Consider the following 21,044-nt stretch of genomic DNA (forward strand, 5'->3'; position numbering starts at 1 on the left):
CATGCCGGAGGGCCGCGATCGCCCTCAAGGTCGGAACCCCGGTGACCGACGCTTTCACCCGGGTGATTGTGGGTTCGGCGCCGACCTTTCACCCCGCCGCCGCGCATGCTCCGGTCGTCCAGATCTCTTGCCCCGGAGAGGAGCATCACGTGCGTACAGGCAAGGAATACCTCGCGGCGCTGAACGACGGCCGCACGGTGTGGGTGGGCGACGAGCTCGTCGACAACGTGGCGACGCACCCGGCGACCCGGGCCTATGCCCGCAGGCTCGCGGACTTCTACGACCTGCACCACCGCCCTGACCTCCAGGACGTCATGACGTTCGTGGACGAAGAGGGCGTCAGGCGGTCCATGACGTGGTTCCAGCACCGCACCAAGGAGGACCTGCGGCGCAAGCGGCGCTATATGGAGACCGTGCTGCGGGAACTGGGGGGCGGCGCGACCCCGCGCACCCCGGATGTCAACAACTACGTGCTGCTCACCTACGTCGACGACCCCGAGCCCTGGAGCAGCCAGTCCGTCGGCACCGGCGGGAGGGACCTCACCGAGGGGATCACCGACTTCTGGAACGTGGTGCGGGAGGGCGATCTCAACACGACACCGGCGTTCGTCGACCCGCAGACCGACCGCTCGCGCGAGTCCGCACAGGGAGAGTCCCCCGCCCTGCGGGTGGTCGGCACCTCGGACGAGGGCATCACCGTGCGGGGTGTGAAGGCCATCGGCACCGGCGCGGCTTTCGGGGACTTGATCCACATCGGTGTCTTCTACCGCCCTGGCATTCTCCCGGAGCAGGTCATCTTCGCCGCCGTAGCGCCCAGCACGCCCGGTGTCACCATCATCTGCCGGGAGAGCAACGTCCGCGACGGCGAGGACGTGGAGCACCCGCTCGCCTCCCAGGGTGACGAGCTGGACAGCGTCATCGTCTTCGAGGACGTGTTCATCCCTTGGAACCGGGTGTTCCACATCGGTAACCCCCAGCATGCGTCGCTGTACCCGCAACGCGTCTTCGACTGGCTGCACTACCAGGCCCTGGTCCGGCAGATGGTCCGCGCGGAGCTGATGCTCGGTCTGGCCCTGCTGATCACCGAGCACATCGGTACCTACCCACTGCCGCCGGTCCAGACCCGGATTGCCCGGTTCGCGGGCTTCCACCAGACACTCAAGGCGCATGTGATCGCCTCGGAGGACGAGGGGTTCACCACGCCCGGCGGCCTCTACAAGCCGAACGTCCTGATGTTCGACTTCGGGCGGGCCTACTACCTGGAGAACGTCGCCGGCATGGTCAACGAGGTCATCGACCTGGCGGGCCGCGCCTCGCTCATCTTCCCGACCGAGGGACAGTGGCAGCGGCCCGAACTGCGGCCCTGGCTGGAGGCGCTGCAGACCGGGCCGGTCGGCAGGCCGCACGACCGGCTGAAGATCAGCCGCGTCATCCGCGACCTGTTCCTGTCCGACTGGGGCGACCGCATCAGCACTTTCGAGAACTTCAACGGCACGCCCCTGCTGGCCATCCGCACCCTCACCATGAAACGTGCGGAACTCTCCCCGAGCGGCCCCGTCGCAGACCTCGCGCGCAAGGTCTGCGGCATCGAGAGCACGGGCGACGAGCAGAAGGACACCGCATACACGGCTCAGGCCGGGTACGCCCGACGCCAGGACGCCTCGTAACGGGGTGGAAGAGCCTCCTGTGGCTGAACACCGGCCGGGTGCCCGGCCGGTGTTCAGCCACGCGGGTGCCGGGGCTCAGGTCGGAGGACCCCACACTCCCGGGCTCTTGCGACCGCGCCGGCCCTGTCGTGCGCGTCGAGTTTGCGGAAGATCGCCCGTACCTGTGTCTTGACGGTGTTGTGGGACACGTAGAGCTCGGCGGCGATCTCACGCAGCGTCAGCGGTCCGCACAGCGCGCGAAGCACTCGGCGCTCCCCCAGTGACAGGTTCTGCGGGCCATGGACAACAGGGGTCACGGCCGTGTCCTCGCCGAGGCGCCCGAGCAGATCCGACAGCACCCCTGGTGACTCGCACCGGCTCGCCGCCCGCTCGGCCGCCTCGCGGGCCTCGCGCGCCGCCCGGGGGTTGTGCCGCGCGCTTTCGAGTCGTGCCCGCGTGAGGTGCCACAGGGCGTGCACGTGGGGTTCGGTTCCGGTCCGGAGCGAGCCCGCCCATACTGCTTCGGCGCCGGCCAGGGCCCGTTCGGCCTCCTCGACCTGTCCCTCCTCCAGGAGCGGGGCGGCTCGGCCGATGTAAGCGGACACGGCGACGAAGTGCCCGCCGAGGTCGGCCGCCGCCGCCGTATCGAGGGCCTCGTCGCTGAGAATGCGCGCCTGTTCGTGCCGCCCTGCCAGCAGCGCGCACACCGCCCGCAGGCCCAGCGCGCGGACGAGCGCCAGACTGTGTCCGGCGGCATGTGCGTCACGGGTCGCCTCGCCGAGCAGTGTTTCCGCCTCCTCGTATCGGCCGGTCCACAGCAGAGCGGCACCGCGGGCCGTACAGGCCAGAGCATGCCAGGGGGTCAGCGGCATGGTGTCGGCGACGGCGGTTTCGCCGAGGCGGTCGGCGGTGAGTACCTCCCCCTTCAGACAGCAGGCCACGGCCTTGGCGACGACCGACGCGTCGGACACCGTGCCGCCTTCGCCGACCGTCTCCGATCCCGTCTTCCTGAGCCGGGCCACGTCCAGCCAGCGCCACGCCGTTTCCGCGGCGCCCGCTGCGAGGGATGCCATGGCCGCCACGACACACAGCCCCGCGTCGGCGGCGACCGTGCGGGGCGGCAAGAGGTCCAGCCAGTGCGCGACCTGCGCACTGCGGCCGGCCGAGATCGCCTGCTCCCATGCGCCGAGGACCGAGGCGACCGCGGCGCACTCGTCGCCGCCCAGGACCCAGTGCCGTACGGCCTCGGTCGTCTCCCCCTGCCGGGAGTACCACCGAGCGGCCGACCGGTGCAGGTTCGCGAGAGCGTCCGGCCCTTCGGACTTCAGGATGTCGGACAACAGCGGAGACAGCACTCGATGGTGCCGATACGCCGACGGGGCGCAGGCAGGCACGAGCAGTTGCACGGTCCGCGCGAGCTCGCGCAGCAGTGCGCCGGCCCGGTCTCCGGCGAGGGCCCGGCACGGACCGGCACTCAGTTCGTCGAGGACGCTGGTACGCAGCAGGAACTCGCGCTGTTCGGTGGTGAGCCGGTGGAGCACCTCGGTGGCGAGATACTCGGTGACCGCTTGCCGGCCGCGGGCCAGGTTCCCCTCCCTGTCAGCCTCGTTCGCCGAGCGGGCGAGGCTGCGCCCCATGATGCACAGCCCCGCCGCCCATCCCTCGGTGGCCTCGTACAGCGCGCTCGACGTGTCCGTCGTCGGGGAGGATCCGAGCAGACCGGTGAGAACCGCCTGTGCTTCCTCAGGGGTGAAGGCCAGGTCGTACTGGTCGAGTTCGGCGGTCAGACCCCGGGCGCGCAGGGCCGGGACGGGCCGTCCGGGCAGGTGGCGGGTCGACAGGACGGTGCGGAAGCCCGGGGGCAGCCTGGTCAGGAAGTCGGCCAGGCTGCGGACCGCCTCGGCGTCCGTGATCGATTCCAGTCCGTCGAGGATCAGCGTGAGCGGTCCCTGTGCGCCGAGTCCGGTCACCAGGCTCGGAAGGATCTTCTCCAGCCAGGCGTCGAGCGTCCACCCGTCGCTGTCGAGCCGGGCGGGCAGTTCCGGTCGTACCTGGTGCAACGCCCACAGGATTCCGGTCCAGAGGCGACCCGCGGTGTTGTCGTGCGCGTCCAGGCTGAGCCAGGCTCGCTCTCCGCGAGCCGCCGGGCCGCGCGACCACTCGGTCAGGAGCACCGTCTTCCCGGCGCCGGGTGGGGCGGAGAGCACCACCACGGGCTCGGTTGCTGCGTCGAGCCGACGCAGCAGACGCGGGCGGGTCAGGAGATGCGGGGGCTGGGCCGGAGGGTGCAGTTTGAAGGTCGGCACGAAGCTGGTCATGGCACCTTCCGTCCGACAGGATCACAGGGTGTGGTGAGGGGCCCGCACAGCGAGTCCTAGTGCGGGGCTCCGAGCGCGCCGAACCCTCCCGCGAAGTAGAGCAGGGGGCGACCGTCCACCCTGTGTTCGCAATGGCGGACTTCGCCCACGAAAATGGTGTGATCGCCACCCGGGAGCGCCTCGGCGACATCGCAGACGACAGCGGCTATGGCGTCCTTCAGCACCGGCACACCGTGCTCGTCGAGGGTGTCGATTCCCGCGAACTTGTCCCGTTTGGACGCGGCGAAGTTCCGTGCCAGGGGCTCACTGTGCTCGCCGAGGACATTGACGGCGAAACGCCCGTGCTCCGCGATCGCGGTCCGCGTGTACAGGTGGTTGCCGATGCATACGAGCAGCTGGAGCGGGTCCAGGGACAGCGCGGACACGGCGCTCGCGGTCATTCCGATGGGACTGTTCCCGGAGCGTGTGGTGATCACGCTGACTCCTGTGGCGAGCCGGCTCATGGTGGATCGGAAATCGAATGTCGTGTCAGGGGTTTCAATCATGGAAGGACCTCCGTGACAGTGGGGCTGGACCCCGTCGGCTGTCATGAAGCGTGCAACGGCGGCTGTTAACACCTGAGAAATCGCGGCTTCTCCCGCAGTCGACCGGTCGTCCGCACGGCGGGCCCGTCCTATCGGCGCAGTCGGTCGACCAGGCGTCTGAGGTCCATGGACGGTGGCACTCCGAGCTCCTTCATGACGCGCAGATAGCCTCGGTACAGGTCGAGCAGTTCATCGTCCGAGCCGGCCGCCTCCGCGGCGTACAGGGCGAGCCGCCAGGCCTTCTCCCGATAGGGGTCCCGGTCCAGCACGGCACGCGCGAGTCGACGGGCCTCCCCGACCCGGCCGAGGCGCAGCGCCGTGGCCGCCGCGTCCACGCGGGCCTGCAGGAGTGCGGCCTCCAGTTCGGCGCGCCTGGTGTCGAGCCAGTCCGTCGACTGGGAGTCGAAGTAGGAACCGGGTTCGGCGATGGCCAGGGCCCGCTGGAGTGTGTTCCACCGGTGCTCGCCGTCCTGCCGTGCGGCTTCCGCCAGCAGTCGCCGGACGGTCCCCGAGGCGCTCACCACCGCGGAGGCCGGTGTCAGCCGGTAGACGTCGTCCTCCTGAAGGAGCGACAGTCCCTCGGGCAGCACCTCACGGAGCCGGTAGACGGCCTGCCGAAGGTAGCTGCGCGCCGTGGCGTCGCCCTTCCCCGGGAACAGGGCCTGCAAGAGCGCCTGCCGCCTGGCGCTCGCCGCGGGACGGGACAGCAGGTAGGCGAGCAGCTCGACGCTCTTGGCCAGCCGTGGGTGGACCTCCCGCCCGTCGGCGACCAGTCGCACCGGGCCGATGTCCTCCAGGGTCAGTCGGGGTACGGCGCACCCGGCCACCGGTCTCGCGGCCGAGAGCGCGGACACGAGTTCGTGCCAGCGTGAGGAGTGCGCGGGTTCGGCGTCGGCCCGGCGCACGGCGACGGAGGGCACGTCGTCAAGAGCCTGCAGCAGCAGATTGCGGGGACCTTGGGCCGTCGCCACCTTCAGAGCCAGGTCGGCAGCGGCATCCGCACCGTCCTCGTCGCCGGTTCGCCACAATGCCTCGCTCAGGTAGACGGCCGCCGTGGGAAGTTCCAGACGCCTGCCGCTCGTGTACATGGCGCACACCGCGGCGGTGAGGTGGGGCACTGCCTCGTGGTCACGGCCGGCCAGCAGCAGCGCCAGGCCACGCCAGACGCCCGCCAGTTCCGCGGTGAACGCGTAGCGCGCACACCCTCTGCGTTCCGCCTCGGCGAGCGCCCTGGCCGACCGCGGCACGTCGCGGTCCAGGCGCAGGGCCAGTTTTGCCTCGAGGAGCAGGCTGAGGATCTCGTACACGTGGGATCCGGTCGACGCGATCCGCTCCCGCCCTGCCAACAGCGCGGTCCACGCCTCGTCCCGGCGTCCGAGATCCGCCATCAGCTCCGGAGCCTCGATCGCCGCCAGCCAGACGGGCCGCGGCCCGTCTCCCACCGCCGTGTACGCCTCCTCCGCCTGGGAAATGCGTCCCTCGGCGCGCAGGGCGGCGATCGCCCATGGCGTTCCGGCCACGCTCCGCCAGGCGTCGGACGAGCCGTCGCGCAGGTCCCGCAGCTGCCCAGCCCGGTAGGAGAGGCGCATCACCATGGCCTCGAGCGGTCCCACGACATGGTCGAGAAGGTCCGGGGCGAGCCGGGGTTCCCTGTTGTCCGCCAAGGCCAGCAGGGCCTCCGCGATGTGGCGCGGGTTCCCTGGAGGCATGACACGCAGGATCTCTCGCGCCCCCTCGATCCGCCCTGCGTGCCAGAAGCACCACACCAGCAGGACCAGGTCCTCCGAGCCGCCCGGCTGTTCGGCGAGGCGGCTCCACCAGGCCCGCCCGTGGTGGTCGGCCAACTGCACGCCGCGCCAGCACTGTTCGAGCCCAAAGGCGACGCGGAGCCCCGCTGCGGCGAGGCTCGGGGTGAGCATCCGGGACGCCGGCCGCATACGGTCGAGCCAGCTCTCGGCGGTCGCCAGGTCGAGTCGGCCCAGTACGCCGGGCAGGGCGCGTTCCGCGGCGTCGCGGGCCGAATCCGTGTCGCCGCTCATGAGCAGCTCGGCGACGGCGTCCTCGTGGCGCCCCTTGTCCTGGAGCAGCGAGGCGTACGCCCCACGCAATGCTCGCAGAGTGCCTTCTTCCAGACGTGCGAACTCGCGTTGGAGATGGTGACGGAACCGCGGCAGAGCGGCCATACGGCTGCCGTCGAGGGACCAGGCGAGCGGCAGCCGTCGGCCTCTGAGAGAGGCCATCGTCCGGTCCGGCGATGCCAGGCCGAGGGCGTTCGCCTGCTCGGCCGTCACGCCGTCGTCCAGCAGGCTCGTGCGGACGAGCAGTTCCGCCTCCACGGGCGTGAGCTGGGCCAGCAGTTCGGCCGCGAGGCTGTCGTGCTGTGCGACGGAGGCGGAGGCGTCGGCGCCCGACCAGTCGTACAGGACTCCACTGACCCAGCCGGCCATCACTTCGACCGGTCGGCCCGGGTCGTCGCCTCGGCCGCTTGCCCGCAGGGCTTCGGTCGCCTCAGCCGTGTCGAAGGCCAGATCCCCGTCCTCGAGGAAGGCGACGCGGTGAACGTCACCAAGACCTCGCAGGCCTCGGGGCAGATCCACGCGGGAGATCAGGACCAGCCGTGGCCCCTCGGGCAGTCTGCCGACCAGTGCGGAAAGGAACTCCTCCGCACCGGCGACCGCACCGATCGTCTCCACACCGTCGAGCACCAGTACCAGTTCCGCGCCGGCGAGCATCCCGGCGAGCAGGGTCCCGGCCTCCGACGCCGAGAGCCCGCGCGCCGGTGGGTCCGTCAGCACGGTGGCCACGCCGGGCACATGGGGCTCGACGGCCGCCTTGAGAAGGCGCGTCATCGTCGCCCAGTGGGCTCCGGAACCCCCGGCGCCGGGCTCCATGCCGACGGCCGTCCCCGTGAAGGACACCCAGGCGACAGGACCGGCCAGTTCCTGAGCGGCCTGGACCGCGGCGGTCGTCTTGCCCGACCCCGCCGAAGCCGCCATGACGAGCACCGGGTGCCGGTCCAGCAGCTGATGGATTCTGCGGACCAGCCTCGGTCGCGGTACGACATGGGCGGGCAACCGGGGCGGACCGCCATGTCTTTCACCAGGATCGCCGCTCGTCATCGGTGACCGCCTCCCGACGGTGTGCGAGGCAGCCGGGAACTCAGTCCGCGGGGCGCGGTTCGAGGACGAAGGTACGGCGCACCAGGGTGTACGGCTCGTCGGTCACCTCGCGGTAGGGCCCCGAGCCGGCCTCGTACGTGTCAAAGGACTCGACCAGCGACTCCTTGACCCCGAACACCGGATCCGCGTCCAGGTACGGGTCGTCCGAGGGGAACAGCATGGTGGTCACCCGCTGGAACCCCGGGGCCTCGACCAGCAGGTGCACATGGGCGGGACGCATGAGCGACCTGCCGGTCGCGCTCATGAGTTCGCCGACCGGGCCGTCACCGGGGATCGGGTAGCTGGCCGGGCGGATGGAACGGAACCCGAACTGTCCCTTCTCATCGGTCCGGAACAGTGCGCGCATGGCCGAGGCGTCTGCCAGCCCGGGCACATCCACGTCGTAGTGGCCGTCCGCGTCACTGTGCCAGACATCCACCGCGGCACCGGCGAGCGGCGCTTCCTCACGGTTGACGACCCGGCCCTCGAAGAACAGCGGGGTGCCGGGCAGACCTCCGGAGATGTCGGCGGTGTGGGGGAGCTCCGGCCTGTCGTCCCTGAAGAAGGGGCCGAGGACGCTGTTCTGGGTGGCTTCGGCGGGCCGTCGATTGCTCAGGGCGTCGACCAGCATCGTGACGCCCAGCACGTCGGACAGCAGGATGAACTCCTGGCGCGTGGGCGTGCACTGCTGCCCGGTGCGGGTCAGGAAGTCGATTCCCCGGGCCCACTCGTCCTCGGTCAGTTCCACCTCGCGGACGAAGGAGTGGACGTGCCGTACCAGCGAATCCAGGATCTCGGCGACACGTGCGTCCTTGGTGTCCCCCATGGTCGAGATCACTGCTTCGGTGATGGTGTCACTGGTCAGATCACGCATGGTGTGCTCCTGTGATGGTTGAGAGTCCGGGCATGGAGTCGGGGCCGGGGATACTCGGTCGGATGTCTCCGGCCGGGCGGCGTCTACGGCGTCTGTCCGGCCCAGGCGCGGGTCAGGAGGGCGCGGACGGCAGTGCGATCCACGGGCCGGGGGTTCCAGTAGCCGTCCCGCACGATGAGTTCGGCCGCCTGCACGATCCCCGACTCCGGCATGCCGAGGTCCCGGAGTGCACGGGGGGCGCCGAGTCGCCCGGCGAAGTCGAAGAGCCCCCTGGCCGCGTCGTCCCCGGGCAGCGTCCTCGCGATACGAGCCATGGCGTCGGGGGCCGCCGGCCGGTTGTAGGCGACCGCGTGGGGCAGGACCACCGCGTGGGTCTCGGCGTGCGGAAGCCCGAAGGTGCCGCCCAGCACATGGCACACCTTGTGATGCAGTGCCATGCCCACCATGCCGAGGCACGTACCCGCCAGCCACGCCCCGTACAACGCTTCCGCCCGCGCCTCGCCGTCGTCCGGAGTCCGCGCGACGACCGGCAGGGATCGAGTGAGGGAGTCGAACGCCTCACCGGCCAGCAGGAAGGCGACCGGATCCTGGTCCCGCGAGTACAGGGCCTCCACGGCGTGTGCCATGGCATTGATGCCGCTGACCACCGCGGTCGCCGTGGGAAGCGTGACGGTCAGGTCGACGTCGTACACCACCGTTTTGAGCAGCGCTTCCGGAAGCCGCCGCGTCGTCTTCCTCCGGCCGTCCGTCTCTCCGAGGATGGGCGTCATCTCCGAACCGGCATACGTGGTGGGCAGCGCCAGCTGCGGAAGCCCGGTCCGCACCGCGATCGCCTTGCCGAGGCCGACGGTCGACCCACCGCCGACGGCGAGCACGGCGTCCGCTCCCACAGTCTTGGCGTACGCCACCGCCTTCTCCGTGACCTCGACCGGCGTGTGCGCGGCCGCTTCGGCGAACGTCCCCACGGCGACGGCACCCAGCAGATCCCGTATCTCCGCTGTCTGACCCGCTTGGCCGGGTGTGCACAGAATGAGCAGCCGACGGCATCCGAGGGCATCGGCTTCTTCAGGGATGCGGCTGCGTGTACCGCTGCCGAAGACCACCTTGGTGACCTGTCCCTGATGGACGAATGTCTTCATGAGATTCCTCAAGGCCGTCGCTGTTTACCGAAGAAAGCGTCGAGGCCCGGGTGATGCGCGTCAATGGAATCTGCGTCCAATGACATGAACAGGCGAGGAAATACCCTGTTCAGGCGACCGGCGGCACCGCCCTGACCTCGACATCTCGGTCCGTATCACTCATCTGCGCGATGCCCCCGGGCGCCAGGACGTGCATCGTCGATACAGGTTTCGGTCACGCGAGGCGCGCTTGATATTGCCTTACGAAAAAGGGGCCGATGGACCCGTTCACGAGAGGCGAGGCAACGGGCATGGACAAGGTGGTCGCCACGGCTCCGGAGGCGGTGGCGGACGTACTGGAAGGTGCGTCGTTGGCGGTGGGTGGGTTCGGTCTGAGTGGGGTGCCGAACGCTTTGATCCAGGCGCTGTTCGAGCGGGGCGTCGGCGGTCTGTCGGTCGTCTCGAACAACTGCGGGGCGTTGGAGTCCGGCCTGGCGGTCCTGCTGAGGGCGGGCCGGATCGGGCGAGTGACCGGCTCGTACATAGGGGCGAACAAGGAGTTCGCGCGCCAGTATCTGGCCGGGGAGCTGGAGGTGGAGATGATCCCGCAGGGCACGCTGGCCGAGCGGCTGCGGGCCGGCGGTGCGGGCATCCCGGCCTTCTACACCCCGGCGGGGGTGGGCACGCAGGTCGCCGAGGGCGGGCTGCCCTGGCGGTATGACGGCTCGGGCGGGGTGGCGCTGCCCTCGCCGGCCAAGGAGGTGCGTTCGTTCAACGGCGTCGCACATGTGCTGGAGCATGCGATCCGGACCGACTTCGCACTGGTACGTGCGGCGCGGGGGGACCGGCACGGCAACCTGGTGTTCCGCAAGTCGGCCCGCAACTTCAACCCGCTGGCCGCGATGGCGGGACGGGTGACCGTCGCGGAGGTGGAGGAGTTGGTGGAGCCCGGCCGGATCGATCCGGATGCCGTGCATCTGCCGGGGATCTTCGTGCAGCGGGTAGTGGCCCTCACCCCGGAGCAGGCTGCGGACAAGAGGATCGAGCAGCGCACGGTGTCCGAACCCATGGCCAGGCCTGTGCCCGCGACGCGAGGGTCGGTGGGCGGCTGATGGCCTGGAGCCGTGAGGAGATGGCCGCCCGGGCGGCGCGGGAGTTGCTCGGCGGCCAGTACGTCAATCTCGGCATCGGGCTGCCCACGCTGATCCCCGACCACCTGCCCGAGGGTGTGGAGGTGGTCCTGGAGTCGGAGAACGGCATCCTGGGGACCGGTCCCTACCCCGCCGAGGAGCAAGTCGACCCGGATCTGATCAACGCGGGCAAGGAGACGGTGACGGTGCTGCCGGGCGCCTCCTTCTTCGACTCGGCGCTGTCGTTCTCGATGATCCGCGGGGGCCACATCGACGTGGCGGTGCTGGGCGCGATGCAGGTCTCCGAACAGGGGGACCTGGCGAACTGGGCGGTCCCCGGCAAGCTGATCACCGGGATCGGCGGGGCGATGGACCTGGTGCACGGCGCCAAGACGGTCATCGTCGTGATGACGCACACCGCCAAGGACGGCTCGCCGAAGATCCGCACCGAGTGCGGGCTGCCGCTGACCGGGAAACGTTGCGTGAACCGGATCATCACCGACCTCGGCGTCCTCGACATCACTGACCAAGGCCTGGTCCTGGTCGAGTGTGCGCCGGGTGTCGATGTCGAGGAGATCATCGCGAGGACCGCTGCCAAGGTGACCGTCGCGGAGGGCGTGGCGTGAAGAACGTGTACGCCGCCGAACTCCTCGCACTCCCCCAGGACGGCTGACTCGCCTGTGGTTACGGGGCGGTGAGGGCCTCCGTGGTCTCCCGTTCCTCCGCGTCCGCGGGGGCCGTTCCTCCCGGCCCGCGGAACACGATGCACACGAACAGCACGCCCATGACGGCGACGCCCGCCCACATCGCCTGCTGCCAGCCCTCGACGAAGGACTGCTGGGCGGCGTGCAACAGCTCACCCCCGTGCGGGCCGGCGCTCTCCGCGGCCTCGACGGCGTTGGCGACGCCCTCCCTGGCGGTGTCCGCCGGTCCTTGGGGGACGCCGTCCAGCCGTCCGTCGATGGCGCTCCGGTAGCCGCCGGCCAGCAGCGCGCCGAGCAGGGCGACACCGAGTGCGGTGCCGAACTCGCGGGTGACGTCGTTGAGTGCGGAGGCGACGCCCTGCTTCCCGCGCGGCAGGGAGCCGGTGATGGCCTCGGTGGACGGGGTCATCGACAGGCCCATGCCGATGCCCATGGCCAGCATGCCGGGCAGGATGGTCAGGTATCCGTCGTCCACGGAGACGAACAGGGCCATGAGCGCGAGGCCGACGCCGGCCAGGGCGATGCCCGCGGCCATGGTCGCACGGGGGCCGACCCGTGCGGCGAGTCCGGGGGCCAGGCCGGAGGTCGCCATCATCATGACGGCCATGGGCATCAGCGCCACCGTGGCGAGCAGGCCCGACCAGCCGAGCACGGCCTGGAAGTACGGGAAAAGGACCACGGCGATGCCCGCCTGGACGCCGAAGACCACCAGGAGCGTGATCGAGCCGCCCGCAAGGCCGCGCTCACGGAACAGTCGCAGGTCCAGCAGCGCGGCGTCGCGGCGGTGCAGTTCCCAGGCGACGAAGCCGACGGCGGCGGTGATGCCGACGGCGAGGCCGGTCAGCGTCACCGGGGCGGTCCAGCCGCGTTCGGGGCCTTCCTGGAGGACGAAGATCAGGCCGGTCACGGCGACCGTGGAGATCAGCGCCCCGGCCGTGTCGAACCGGTGGGCCGGGGTCTCGCGGGAGTTGGGGACCGCCTTCAGCGCCATGGCCAGGGCCACGAGGACCAGGACCACCGGGAGGACGAACAGCAGACGCCAGTCGGCGACGTCGACGAGGAGGGCGGAGAGGAACATGCCCAGGATGCCGCCGCCTCCGGCGACACCGGTCCACACGCCGATCGCCTTGCCGCGCTGCTCCTCGGGGAAGGTGGAGGTGATGACGGCAAGGGTGACGGGCATGATCATCGCGGCGCCGAGACCGCCGGCCACGCGGGCGGCGAGCATGACCTCGGCCGAGGGCGCCAGTCCGGCGAGGACGCTCGCCGCGCCGAAGACACCCAGACCGGCGACGAGCATGGGCTTGCGGCCCAGGCGGTCGCCGACGGCCCCGAGCGGGAGCAGCAACGCGGCCAGGGCGAGCGTGTAGATGTTGATGATCCACAGGACCGTGTTCTGGGAGGCGCCGAACTCGACGGCCATGTGGGTCTGCGCGACGTTCAGACCGGACACCGAGGCGACGACGGCCATCAGGGCGACGGAGACGGCGATGAGGATCGTGCGCAGCTGACGCGCGTCGGGGGTGTTCCCGCCGCCGGCTTCGGAGGCCCGTACGGGTGGGCTGGTGCTCATGGGTTCCTTTCGCAGGGCATGCCGCGGCCCGACGGGGCGTGGGGAGTGTCGGGGAAGTGCGGCTCGACTGCGTCCGAAGTTAAGCCCGCTTTGCGTTCAAGGCATACGATGTTGCCCATGACGCAAGACAATGGAGACCTGGACAGCCTCGTACGCAAGCGCATCCGCGCCCTGCGGGTCGCGCAGGGCTGGTCCCTGGAGGAACTGGCCGGGCGTGCCAGTCTCAGCCAGTCCTCGCTGAGCCGCATCGAGAACGGCCGGCGCCGCCTGGCCCTGGATCAGCTGGTCATCCTCGCCCGCGCCCTGGACACCACGTTGGACCAGCTCGTGGAGACGGCCGACGACGACGTCATCACCAGTCCGATGATCGACAGCGCCCACGGTCTGATGCGCTGGCCGGTGAAGGGCGATCCCGGCATGACGGTGGTGCGTCAGCGCATGACCCAGCCGCCGCCCGAGAATCCGGCCCGCATGCGTGCCCACCCGGGGCGCGAATGGCTCGTGGTCCTGTCCGGCACGGCGGTCCTCATGCTCGGCCACCGCCGTTTCCGCGTCGAGACCCACCAGGCAGCCGAGTTCCCCACGATGATGCCGCACGCGATCGGCACCGCCGGCGGCCCCTGCGAGATCCTGGGCATCTTCGACCGCGACGCCCGCCGCGGCCACCAGCGCGAGGGCGGCGACCCCGACACCCGGGACACGGCCGAGTGACGGCGAGGGAGGCCGGGGCCCGGCGGGACGGACGTGCGCGAGGAGGGTCTTCGCCGCGGCTCGCGCGACGAACGGCACCCGCGCACCGGTGTCCCGTCGGGCGCGGGCAGGCCGGACACCCCGAGGATCCGCTCCCGCGGTGGAACGCCGTCGCGGGTCGGCGTGCCTTCGAGGGTGGCTCCGGCCGGATCCGCCCCGGTGTGTCCACCGGGCATCCGCCTGCTACTCGATCAGGGCGTCCGCTGCGATGATCACCAGGCCGATCAGCATGTCCAGGGTGCCGGCCCGGCAGGAGGACAGCCGGCCGAGCCCGGCGGTGCGGGCCGCCGAGGTGCCCAGGGCGAAGAGCAGGACGGTGTTGAGCACCAGGGCCGTGTCCGCGGCCGTCTCCTCCGCCCACCACCCGGCCTCGGCGGCGAGCAGCAGCACCACGGTCGGCAGCACGGCGGCGGCCAGCGGCCACTCGGCGAGCACCGCGCGCAGTCTGCTCGGTCTGGCCGTCCCGCCGCCGGCCGCACGCCGGGCGATGACATGCGCGTACCCGTGGGCGGCGCCCGAGGTCAGCGCCGTGAGCAGTACCCACAGCGCGTCCTGGCCGGGGTTGGCCTCTTCGCCCGGCACGTCCAGCGCCGCCACCAGCGCGCTGGCCAGTACGAGGCCGTAGATTCCCTTGAACAGCCACCGCTCCGACCGGCGCCGCAGGATTCCCCTCGGCGCGACGCCGGCGGCGGGGTCGTGGTCGGCGCGCTCGGGCACTCAGGAGAGCCAGTCGGCGTACCGGGTGGGGGCAAGATGGGCGTCCAAGTCGGTCAGGACGTCGCCCTCGACCGCCGCGAACATGCCGGCGCCCGGGTCGGTGACGACCGTTCGCGCGTCGCCCTTGTGGGCCAGGGTCAGGCGGCCCAGCTCGTCCAGGGGGAACACTTCCGGTCCGCCGATGTTGCGGATGCCGTTCAGCGGGGGGCCCACGGCGACGTCCGCGACCGCGGCCGCCACGTCCTTCGCGGCGATCGGCTGGATCGGCGTGGCGGGCAGCCGGACGGAGTCGTCGGAGGCGGTCCAGGACAGCACCGCCTCCATGAACTCCATGAACTGGGTGGCGCGCACGATCGAGTACGGGACGGGGCCGTCCCTGAGGATCTCCTCCTGGAGCACCTTGGCGCGGTAGTAGTCCAGCCCCGGCACCCGGTCGGCGCCGACGATGGAGAGGATCACGAAGTGCCCCGTCCCGGCCCGCTGCGCGGCGGCCAGGAGGTTGTCCATCGACGCCCGGAAGAAGGCCGGTGAGGCGTCGTCGAAGGTCGGGGAGTTCGTCAGGTTGACGACGACCTCGGCTCCCTGGACCGCCTCGGCCACCCCCTTGCCGCTGACGACGTCGACGCCGGTCGACTGGGAGTGGGGCACCGCCTGGTGCCCGGCCGCGTTCAGGTCCTTGACGACCTGCGAACCGATCAGCCCCGTCCCGCCGATGACCGCGATCTTCATACGCACGCCTCTCTTCCTTCCGGAGCCGGGTGGCTCAGGAACCACTGTGTCGGTGTGCGCGGAGGACGGCGCCCTGGACGCCCCGAAGGGATGAGACCGGACCGGGTCCGGAGTGCCGGGGCGCCGGGACGCCGGGGTCAGACGGCCTGGTCGGTGGGACGGATCAGGATCTCGTTGACGGCGACGTGATCGGGCTGGGTGACGGCGTAGAGGACGGCGGCGGCGATGTCGTCGGGGTCCAGCGTCCGCATGGACTCAGCCATGCCCTGGGCCATGGCCTGGATGGCCGGGTCGGTGATGTGGCTGGTCAGCTCCGTCGAGACGAACCCGGGTTCGACGACGACCACACGCACTCCCTGCTGGGTGACCTCCTGCCGAAGCGCCTCGGCGAAGGCGGTGATCCCGAACTTGGTGGCCGCATAGGCCCCGCTCGCCGCCGAGGCCGTACGCCCCGAGGTGGAGGAGATCTGCACCACGGCGCCCTTGGACTCGAGCAGGTGGGGCAGCGCCGCGTGGATCGTGTACATCGACCCGAGCAGATTGGTCTCGATCATGCGGGTCCACTCCGTGGTGTCCGCGCCCAGGACGGCGCCGCTGAGCATGACGCCCGCGTTGTTCACCACGACGTCGAGCGCGCCGAACCGCTCGACGGCCGCCGCCGTCGCGTCCCGCACCGATCGCGGGTCGGTGACGTCCATGTCGAGGGCGAGCATCTCGCCGGGGGCGTCCTGGACCAGGGCCGCCAGCCGGTCGGCCCTGCGGGCGCCGACGGCCACCCTGGCTCCCGCCTTGGACAGCGCGAGCGCGGTGGCCCGGCCTATGCCCGAGGAAGCGCCGGTGACCAGGGCGACCTTGTCGACGAGCGTGGTGCTCATGTCTCCTCCGAGATCCATCGATCGCCGGCCGGACAGAAAGTGACCAGCCGGTCATGTTGTGCAGCCTAACACCGAAGATGACCGTGCGGTCATCTTCGGTGTTAGGCTGCGGGCGAAAGCGGAGGTGGCATGACGGACCGAACGACGGCTCCCGGCCCCCGGGCGGACATGATGCGCAACAGGCGTCACCTCCTCACGGCGGCGACCGAGGCGTTCGCCGAGTGCGGGGTGGACGTGTCGATGAGCGAGATCGCGCAGCGGGCCGGTCTCGCCAAGGGCACCGTGTTCCGGCACTTCGCCACGAAGGACGACCTGCTCGCGGCGATCATGCTGCAACTTCTCGAGCGGCTCACCGCCTCGGCGACCCGCCTCCAGCAGGCCGACGACGCGGGCCAGGCGCTGCGGGAGTTCATGACCACGGGCGTCGAGGCACTCGCCGGCGACCGGGCGTTCTGCGAGGTGATCGGGCGGCCCTCGCTGCAACACGCCCAGGTGCGGGACGCGATCGGCGGGCTCTGCGCGACCGTGGAGTTCCTCACGGACCGGGCGAAGGAGCAGGGGCACGTCCGCGACGACGTCACGGGGACGGACGTCGTGCTGCTGCTGGGCGGAATCCACCAGACGGCACTCCCGCTGCTGGACACGCATCCGCAGATCTGGCGGCGCTATCTCGATCTGACCCTCGACGGGCTGCGCGCCCCCGGCACCCGCACCCTGCCGCACCCGCCGCCCGCCCGGCCGAATCTGTCGGCTCCCGCCCCGTAGGCAGGGCGCGCGGCACCCTAGCAGGCTTCGGCATCAATTCAAGAGCGAATATTGCTCTAGATGCCGCCTTGCCTTAGAACCTGTCCAAGGTAGGGTGGTGGTTGCGAAGAACCACACCGAGGAGCAAGCCTTGCCTGAGAACAACCAGAAGCCGCTGACCACGGTTGCCGGTGCACCGGTTCCCGACAACCAGAACTCACTGACCTCCGGCCCGCGCGGTCCGATGCTCCTGCAGGACGTGTGGTTCCTGGAGAAGCTCGCGCACTTCGGCCGGGAGGTCATCCCGGAGCGCCGGATGCACGCCAAGGGCTCGGGCGCCTTCGGCACCTTCACGGTCACCCACGACATCACCCGGTACACCAACGCGAAGATCTTCTCCGAGATCGGCAAGAAGACCCCGCTGTTCACCCGGTTCTCCACCGTCGCCGGTGAGCGCGGTGCCGCCGACGCGGAGCGCGACATCCGCGGCTTCGCCGTGAAGTTCTACACGGACGAGGGCAACTGGGACCTGGTCGGGAACAACACCCCGGTCTTCTTCTTCCGCGACCCGCTGAAGTTCCCGGACCTCAACCACGCGGTGAAGCGCGACCCGCGCACCAACCTGCGCAACGCCGAGAACAACTGGGACTTCTGGACCAACCTCCCCGAGGCCCTGCACCAGGTCACGATCGTGATGTCGGAGCGCGGCATCCCGGCCTCCTACCGGCACATGCACGGGTTCGGCTCGCACACGTACAGCCTGATCAACGCCGAGGGCGAGCGGTTCTGGGTCAAGTTCCACCACCGCACCCAGCAGGGCATCAAGAACCTCACCGACGCCGAGGCCGGGGCCCTGGTCGGCAAGGACCGCGAGTCCCACCAGCGCGACCTCTTCGACGCGATCGAGGACGGCGACTTCCCGAAGTGGAAGCTGTTCATCCAGGTCATGCCGGAGGCCGACGCCGAGAACTACCGCTTCCACCCCTTCGACCTCACCAAGGTCTGGTCGAAGAAGGACTACCCGCTGATCGAGGTCGGCGAGTGGGAGCTCAACCGCAACCCCGAGAACTACTTCGCGGACGTGGAGCAGGCCGCCTTCAGCCCGGCCAACGTGGTCCCGGGCATCAGCTTCTCCCCCGACCGGATGCTGCAGGGCCGCCTCTTCTCCTACGGCGACGCCCAGCGCTACCGCCTCGGCGTCAACCACCACCAGATCCCGGTCAACGCCCCGAAGAACCCGGTGAACTCCTACCACCGCGACGGCGCCATGCGCGTCGACGGCAACCAGGGAGCCACCCCGGGCATCGAGCCCAACTCCTACGGGCGCTGGCAGGAGCAGCCGGCCTACCGCGACCCGGCCCAGGCCGTGGGCGCCGTCGCCGACCGGTTCAACTACCGCGAGGACGACGACAACTACTTCGAGCAGCCCGGCAACCTCTTCCGGCAGATGAGCCCGGAGCAGCAGCAGGTTCTGTTCGAGAACACGGCGCGCGCCATCGACGGCGCCTCGCAGCAGACCATCGAGCGCCACATCGGCAACTGCACCCAGGCCGACCCGGCCTACGGCGCGGGCGTCCGCAAGGCGATCGAGGCCCTGGCCGCCGGCAACCTCTGATCCTGCCGGTCAGCAACACACGCGGTACACCCGCACCGCACCGGCGCGGGCACCCCCGAGGTGCCCGCGCCGGTGCGGGCGTACCGCCACGGAGACCTATTTCATGGACATGCACAACAGCGGTGGACTGACTCCCGAGCAGACGGAGCGCGTGCTCGCCATCGCCATGGATCTGGCCCGCGAGGGCAGCACCGAGCAGCTGGTGGAGTTCGTGCAGCACGGGCTGCCGGTCGACGTACGGGACCCCGCGGGCAACTCCCTCCTCATGCTCGCCGCCTACCACGGTCACGCGGACACCGTGCGGACCCTGATCCGGCACGGCGCCGACCCGGACCTCCGCAACGACCGCGACCAGTCCCCCATCGCCGGCGCCCTGTTCAAGGGTGCCGACGACGTCGTGGCGGTACTGCGTCGGGCCGGCGCGGACCTGGACTCCGGAACGCCGACCGCGCGGGCCGCCGCGGCCATGTTCGGCCGGACCCACTTGCTCGCGAGCTGATCCGGCCCTGCTCCCGCCGCAGTGACGCAATCTCGTAGTCACTCGACCCCCACATGGCGTGAACCATCGGTGCGGGCGTGCACCGGAGGCGGGAGAATGGCCGTCGAACTCGGCACCCGGCCTTACGTGGTGGCGTGAAGACATCGGCGGACATTCACAGCTTGCTTGATCAACTCCCAAAGCGTGAGCACGAATTACACACATCCTCTCTACACAGTGGCCCCGATGGTCTAGATTGACCGTGCTTCAGCTGTTCAGGCACGAGGCGACCGGTAATGATCTTTAGGTCCGGAGCAGGGGGGTCTGCTGTTGTCACTGTGCATTGCTCGTATTGATGTGACATAGCCGGAACGTTGTGCGCGGGCAGGCCGGGGGGCCGCCCGTGGGGAGGAACAGCGCGGCGCGGGAGGCGGGGGCCTCCCGAGGGGGAGGAACAGTGCTAGGCGAACACGTCGAACCACTGGGAACCTGGGGGGTTCTGTGCGGCAAGGGGGAGTGGTCAGCCCGTTTCCGTCTGCGCGCGGGCAGTTGGCGGACGGGGCAACCAGCCGGCTCGCGAGCGACTGGGAGCAGCGGTACCGCCGTACCGTGATCACCAGCGACACCGCGACCACCGCTTTCGTGGTGGCGGGCATCGGCAATTTCTTCGGAGTCCGGGACGCGGCCAACTGGCACGAGAAATGGGGAATTCTCGCGTTCGGCACCTGGCTGCTGGTCCTGGGCGCCCTCGCGGTGAGCCGGTCGTGGGCACCGGCCGTGCTCGGCCAGGGCGCCGAGGAATTCCGTCGGCTCGGTCGCTCACTGTTCATGGCGACCGTCGTGCTGGCGCTCGGCGGAATAGCCCTCACCTCGCGCAACATCAAACTCTGGATCTTCGTCGCCGTCCCCGCGATCGCCATCTGCACCATGGTCGCGCGCTACGCGCTGCGCGTCCGGCTGCACAGACAGCGCAAGCAGGGGCGCTGCCTCAGACCCGTGCTGGCCGCCGGGAGTCCGGCCACGGTGCGCGATCTGATCGCCCGGACCCGGCGGTTCCCGCACCTCGGCTGGCGCGTGGACGCGGTGTGCACGACGGACGACGGGCTCGAGGGTGACCAACTGGACGGAGTGCCGGTCGTCGGCCCACTGGAGCACGTCGCCCACCATGTCCGCCGCGACGGCTACCGGGTGGTGGCGGTCACCCCGGACCCGCACTGGTCACCGCACCGCCTGCAGCGGCTCGCCTGGAACCTGGAGGGCAGCGACGCCGAGATGGTCGTCGCTCCCGTCCTGATGGAGGTGGCCGGCCCGCGGCTGCACGTCGACGCGGTGCTCGGGATCCCGCTGCTGCGGGTCAGCATGCCGACCTTCACCGGGGGCCGCCGCGCGGTCAAGGCGGTCGTCGACCGGCTGGGCGCGGCGATCCTGCTGACACTGTTCGCACCCCTGATGCTGTTCGTCGCGCTGCTCGTCCTGATGGACAGCCGGGGCGGGGCGTTCTACCGCCAGCGCCGGGTCGGCAAGGACGGCCGCGAGTTCACCATTCTCAAGTTCCGCACCATGGTCGTGGGTGCCGACGGGGCACGTGCCGCGCTGGCCGACCGCAACGAGGGCGCGGGCCTGCTGTTCAAGCTCCGCCGGGACCCGCGGGTCACCCGGGTCGGTGCGGTGCTGCGCCGGTACTCGGTCGACGAGCTGCCGCAGCTCTTCAACGTGCTCACCGGATCGATGTCGCTCGTGGGACCGCGGCCGCCGCTGCCCGAGGAGTCCGCCGCGTACGGTCCGGACATCCGAAGACGGCTGCTGGTCAAGCCAGGACTCACCGGCCTGTGGCAGATCAGCGGACGCAGCGACCTGCCGTGGGAGGAGGCCGTCCGGCTGGACCTGCGGTACGTGGAGGACTGGTCGCTCGCGCTGGACACAGTGATCTTGTGGAAGACGCTGCGCGCGGTGGTCCACGGGCAGGGGGCGTACTGATGCACGGCGGCCGCCGGGCCGACGCGCGAGGCGCAGGCCGTCGGGGTCTGCCTG

General features: G+C 70.4%; 17 protein-coding genes. 8 read left to right on the forward strand and 9 right to left on the reverse strand.

Annotation, left to right across the window (positions count from 1 at the left end; genetic code table 11):
* Positions 1 to 149 precede the first annotated feature (149 nt).
* Positions 150 to 1,667: a 4-hydroxyphenylacetate 3-hydroxylase family protein gene (locus ACZ7MF_RS16080; RefSeq protein WP_471477430.1), complete on the forward strand. Its 1,518-nt coding sequence runs from the start codon at positions 150 to 152 to the stop codon at positions 1,665 to 1,667.
* A gap of 53 nt (positions 1,668 to 1,720) precedes the next feature.
* Here ACZ7MF_RS16080 and ACZ7MF_RS16085 read toward each other — a convergent pair whose 3' ends face one another.
* The 5 genes from ACZ7MF_RS16085 to ACZ7MF_RS16105 all read right to left on the reverse strand — a co-directional run bounded on the left by ACZ7MF_RS16085 (position 1,721) and on the right by ACZ7MF_RS16105 (position 9,719).
* Entirely contained in the window at positions 1,721 to 3,964 is a 2,244-nt protein-coding gene (locus ACZ7MF_RS16085) for a helix-turn-helix transcriptional regulator (protein ID WP_471477431.1), read from the reverse strand.
* A gap of 56 nt (positions 3,965 to 4,020) precedes the next feature.
* Positions 4,021 to 4,509 (reverse strand): flavin reductase family protein, encoded by a 489-nt coding sequence (locus ACZ7MF_RS16090; RefSeq protein ID WP_471477432.1) that lies wholly within the window; start codon positions 4,507 to 4,509, stop codon positions 4,021 to 4,023.
* 128 nt (positions 4,510 to 4,637) lie between these two features.
* Positions 4,638 to 7,544 (reverse strand): BTAD domain-containing putative transcriptional regulator, encoded by a 2,907-nt coding sequence (locus ACZ7MF_RS16095; protein WP_471477433.1) that lies wholly within the window; start codon positions 7,542 to 7,544, stop codon positions 4,638 to 4,640.
* Positions 7,545 to 7,707: 163 nt separating this feature from the next.
* Positions 7,708 to 8,580, reverse strand: a complete 873-nt coding sequence (locus ACZ7MF_RS16100; protein ID WP_471477434.1) for a dioxygenase family protein — start codon at positions 8,578 to 8,580, stop codon at positions 7,708 to 7,710.
* An 83-nt stretch (positions 8,581 to 8,663) separates the two neighbouring features.
* Entirely contained in the window at positions 8,664 to 9,719 is a 1,056-nt protein-coding gene (locus ACZ7MF_RS16105; RefSeq protein ID WP_471477435.1) for a maleylacetate reductase, read from the reverse strand.
* A gap of 290 nt (positions 9,720 to 10,009) precedes the next feature.
* Here ACZ7MF_RS16105 and ACZ7MF_RS16110 point away from each other — a divergent pair, with 290 nt between their 5' ends.
* Positions 10,010 to 10,810, forward strand: a complete 801-nt coding sequence (locus ACZ7MF_RS16110) for a CoA transferase subunit A (RefSeq protein WP_471477436.1) — start codon at positions 10,010 to 10,012, stop codon at positions 10,808 to 10,810.
* The gene (locus ACZ7MF_RS16115; protein ID WP_471477437.1) at positions 10,810 to 11,454 is read left to right on the forward strand and encodes a CoA transferase subunit B; all 645 of its coding nucleotides are present in this window, start codon (positions 10,810 to 10,812) and stop codon (positions 11,452 to 11,454) included. Before ACZ7MF_RS16110 ends, ACZ7MF_RS16115 begins: the two co-directional genes overlap by 1 nt.
* Positions 11,455 to 11,512: 58 nt before the next feature.
* On the opposite strand, the gene ACZ7MF_RS16120 is transcribed toward ACZ7MF_RS16115, so the two are convergent.
* Complete coding sequence (locus ACZ7MF_RS16120) at positions 11,513 to 13,105, reverse strand: MFS transporter (RefSeq protein WP_471477438.1); 1,593 nt, start codon at positions 13,103 to 13,105, stop codon at positions 11,513 to 11,515.
* Between the two features lie 108 nt (positions 13,106 to 13,213).
* On the opposite strand from ACZ7MF_RS16120, the gene ACZ7MF_RS16125 reads away from it, so the two are divergent.
* The gene (locus ACZ7MF_RS16125) at positions 13,214 to 13,816 is read left to right on the forward strand and encodes a helix-turn-helix domain-containing protein (protein WP_471477439.1); all 603 of its coding nucleotides are present in this window, start codon (positions 13,214 to 13,216) and stop codon (positions 13,814 to 13,816) included.
* 222 nt (positions 13,817 to 14,038) lie between these two features.
* On the opposite strand, the gene ACZ7MF_RS16130 is transcribed toward ACZ7MF_RS16125, so the two are convergent.
* The 3 genes from ACZ7MF_RS16130 to ACZ7MF_RS16140 form a co-directional block, all read right to left on the reverse strand.
* Positions 14,039 to 14,572: a hypothetical protein gene (locus tag ACZ7MF_RS16130; protein WP_471477440.1), complete on the reverse strand. Its 534-nt coding sequence runs from the start codon at positions 14,570 to 14,572 to the stop codon at positions 14,039 to 14,041.
* Entirely contained in the window at positions 14,573 to 15,301 is a 729-nt protein-coding gene (locus tag ACZ7MF_RS16135) for an SDR family oxidoreductase (RefSeq protein ID WP_471478843.1), read from the reverse strand.
* Between the two features lie 137 nt (positions 15,302 to 15,438).
* A complete protein-coding gene (locus tag ACZ7MF_RS16140) occupies positions 15,439 to 16,176 on the reverse strand; it encodes an SDR family NAD(P)-dependent oxidoreductase (protein ID WP_471477441.1) in 738 nt (245 codons plus the stop codon).
* A gap of 129 nt (positions 16,177 to 16,305) precedes the next feature.
* Between ACZ7MF_RS16140 and ACZ7MF_RS16145 the strand changes: the two genes are divergently transcribed.
* From ACZ7MF_RS16145 to ACZ7MF_RS16160, 4 genes are all read left to right on the forward strand, one after another.
* A complete protein-coding gene (locus ACZ7MF_RS16145; RefSeq protein ID WP_471477442.1) occupies positions 16,306 to 16,941 on the forward strand; it encodes a TetR/AcrR family transcriptional regulator in 636 nt (211 codons plus the stop codon).
* Positions 16,942 to 17,071: 130 nt separating this feature from the next.
* The gene (locus ACZ7MF_RS16150) at positions 17,072 to 18,535 is read left to right on the forward strand and encodes a catalase (RefSeq protein ID WP_471477443.1); all 1,464 of its coding nucleotides are present in this window, start codon (positions 17,072 to 17,074) and stop codon (positions 18,533 to 18,535) included.
* A gap of 103 nt (positions 18,536 to 18,638) precedes the next feature.
* Entirely contained in the window at positions 18,639 to 19,034 is a 396-nt protein-coding gene (locus ACZ7MF_RS16155; RefSeq protein ID WP_471477444.1) for an ankyrin repeat domain-containing protein, read from the forward strand.
* Between the two features lie 480 nt (positions 19,035 to 19,514).
* Positions 19,515 to 20,990 (forward strand): sugar transferase, encoded by a 1,476-nt coding sequence (locus tag ACZ7MF_RS16160; RefSeq protein ID WP_471477445.1) that lies wholly within the window; start codon positions 19,515 to 19,517, stop codon positions 20,988 to 20,990.
* Positions 20,991 to 21,044: the final 54 nt, after the last annotated feature.

The sequence above is a fragment of the Streptomyces sp. NPDC111628 genome (assembly GCF_055635195.1).